The sequence below is a fragment of the Streptomyces sp. NPDC049577 genome (genome assembly GCF_040675635.1).
Lineage (GTDB): Bacteria > Actinomycetota > Actinomycetes > Streptomycetales > Streptomycetaceae > Streptomyces.
On record NZ_JBFAPH010000502.1, the window covers coordinates 1 to 3,185 of the forward strand.

At 74.3% G+C, this 3,185-nt stretch carries 1 protein-coding gene; it reads left to right on the forward strand.

Annotated elements, in window-relative coordinates; translation table 11 throughout:
• Positions 1 to 3,185 (forward strand): ferritin-like domain-containing protein (locus tag AB0K09_RS31775; protein ID WP_366068854.1); only part of this gene is annotated, 3,185 nt, incomplete at both ends.

Sequence of the window (3,185 nt, forward strand, 5' to 3'; positions counted from 1 at the left end):
CTGACCGACGACGGGCCCGCGCCGCGTCCGTTCCCCGTCGAGCGGCCCGCCGCCGAGTACCACGCCTGGCTGCACCGGCGCGGACCGCGCCACGACCGTGCCGGAAGGCCGTGTTCCGACGGCGAGTTCAGCGCGGGCCAGGGCTGGAACTTCGACGGCAGCGGCCACTTCTGGCTGGACGCGCACGTCGTCTGCGCCGAGGGCCCGGACGGCCGGCCGGACACCGGCGACCCGGTCGTCGGGCGCCGCGTCGACGTCTGGGGCCACTACAACCCCTACCTGCGCACGACGGTCAACCGCGCCCGGACCTTCGACCTCGACCCGGCGTCGCGGTGGACCACGGCCCTGATGGTGGGCCGGTTCGGCCTCGGCCGGCTGGGGCGCTCCCACGACGACGGCGAGGGCTACCTGCTCACCGCCGGCGTCACCGGTCCGCACCCGCCACGATGGGTCGATTTCGGCCACATTCGGGATGTGGGCGAGCACATTCTGGCTTCCCAGCTGCGCTACTGCGCCGTTCATCAATTCGTCGTCACCGCGAACGACGGCGAAGAACCGCGCTGGCTGCCCGACGCCGCCCTCTCACCCGTCGTACGCGCCCTGCGCGAGACGGTGGACAGCGGCCGGGCGGACGGCCTGGTCGTGCAGTTCGCGCTGGACGCCATGGCCAGTCCGACGGCGCCCGGCGCGCCGAACCTGTGGCGGGTGCGCGGCAGCATCGCGCCGTGGCACGCCCACGAGTTGCGCACCTATCCGGCCGGGCGGCTGCTCGTCCCCCGGCCCGGCGCGCCCCTGCACCACCTGACCGTCCACGTGGCGCGCGGGCAGGCCGTCTTCAACCTCGTCTCCGCCGTCCCGCTGACCGGCCGGGCGCCGCGGCCCGGCCCCGGCCCGCTGCACCGGCTCGGCCCCCCGGTCGACGCCGGCGACCTGGAGCTGCGCACCGCCGGCTCCGGCCGGCTCGTCGCGCGGCTGCCGGCCGGCTCCTACCCCGGCGACCTCACCTCGGGCATCGTCACCGTGCCCGCCCGAGAGGGGCCGTGGGAGGAGGAGAGGCTGTGTCTGACCGGCACCCGCCCGGACGGCCGGCGCGTCACGCTGCTGACCGAGCGGGAGGCGCACGTGCAGACCGACGAGGCGCTCGTCCTCCTGCACCACCGCGACCGCGCGCGCGGCCGCGACCACGCCGTCGAGATCCCGCTGCGCTCGTACGTCCGCGGCCGTCCGGCGCCCGTGGACGCCGTGCTCGTACGGCAGTTCTACAATCCGCGCGCCCTGCCGGCCGATCCGGTGGCCGGCGCCCCCGGCGCCCGCTGCGGGGACGCGGTGATCCTCGGTCTGGGCGCGGACGGGGGCTCGTTCGCCGACGAGTGCGCCATACGGACCGACGAGCGAGGGCACGGCGTCCTCGTGCTGCGCGGCGAGCGGGCCGGCACCTGCCGGGTCCTGCTCGCCGCCGGACCGGAGGAGCTGCCGTCCGTGCCGCCGGAGGCGCCGGGATCGGCGTGGCGGGCGTACGACGACGAGGACACGCTGGGCCTGTGGGCGGGCGCCGGCTCCCTGGCCGTCCGGGTGCTGCCCGACGACTGGCACCTCGACGACGTGCCGCGCGAGGACGTCGACTTCGAGCTGCTGCACCGCGAGGTCTTCGCCTTCTACGAGCACCTCTCCACCTTCATGCGCTCGGACGTCTTCAGCCTGGCCGACCGCTGCAAGGTGGAGACGTACGCCGAGCTGGCCTGGCAGATGTGCGACCCGCGCAACAAGGCGAAGACGTACTACATGCCGCCCACCCGCGACCTGTCCGACCCCAAGGCCCGGCTGCTGCTCGCCTACCTGCGCAACCAGCAGGCGCGCACGCGGCCGCCGCTGACCGTCCCGGCGGCCGTCACCGGCGCGCCCGCGATCGGCACGCGGGGCGAGTTGTGGACCGTGCTCAAACAGGCGGCCACGCTGGAACTCGCCGTGATGCTGCAGTACCTCTACGCGGCCTTCTCCGTCCCGGCCTACGGCACGGCCCGCGAGTACGTGCGGCGCGGACGGTGGACACCCGCACAGCTGGAGCTGGCCTGCGGCCAGGGCGGGGCGACCCTGGACGACGGGATACGCGGCGCACTGCTGGGCGTCGCCCGCGAGGAAATGATCCACTTCCTGCTGGTCAACAACATCATCACCGCCATGGGCGAGCCCTTCCACATCCCGCTGATCGACTTCGGCACACTCAACGCCGAACTGCCGGTGCCGCTGGACTTCGCGTTGGAAGGACTGAGTATCGGCAGCGTGCAGCGCTACATCGCGATCGAACAACCGGCGGCGCCGGCCCCCGGCACACGCCGCGCGGGCGCCGCCCCGGCGGAGGAGACGGCCGCCCCCGCGTACGCCTGGGGTTCGATCAGCGAGCTGTACGCCGCGATCCGGGAGGGCCTGCGGCGGGTCCCGGACCTGTTCCTGGTCGAGCGGGGGCGCGGCGGCGGCGAACACCACCTGTTCCTGCGGGAGTCCGTCAACACCACGCATCCGGACTACCAGCTGGAGGTCGACGACCTGAGCAGCGCCCTGTTCGCGGTCGACGTCATCAGCGAGCAGGGCGAGGGCGGCGTCCTCGCGCCGGACGGGCGGGACAAGCCGGACGACCGGGCCGGGTCCGCCGAGACCTCCCACTTCCACACCTTCCTGCGGATCGGGGAAGTGCTGACCACCGAACGGGTGCCCGGACCGTACGGCAGGCTGCTGCCCTGGAGCCCGGCCCACCCGGTGCTGCGCAACCCGACCCTGGGCACCGGCAGCGCCGCGAAGGACCCGGTGACCGCCCCGGAGGCACGGGCGGTGGGACAGCTGTTCAACCGCTCGTACCACCTCATGCTCCAGCTGATGGCGCAGCACTTCGGCGGGAGCCCGGACGGCAGCCTGCGCCGGTCGAAGCTGATGAACGCGTCGATCGACGTCATGACCGGCGTCATGCGTCCGCTGGCGGAGCTGCTGGTCACCATGGAAGCGGGCCGGCCCGGTCGCACGGCCGGTCCCACCTTCGAGCTGGACGCCGTGCCCGCCGCCGTGCCCCGCCCCGACGTGGCGCGCCGCTCGCTCGCGCTGCGCTTCACCCACCTGGCGGCCGCGGCGCGCGCCTGCGCGCCGGTGCCCGCGCAGGTCACCGATCTGCTGGCGTTCTACGCCGAGTTCTTCGG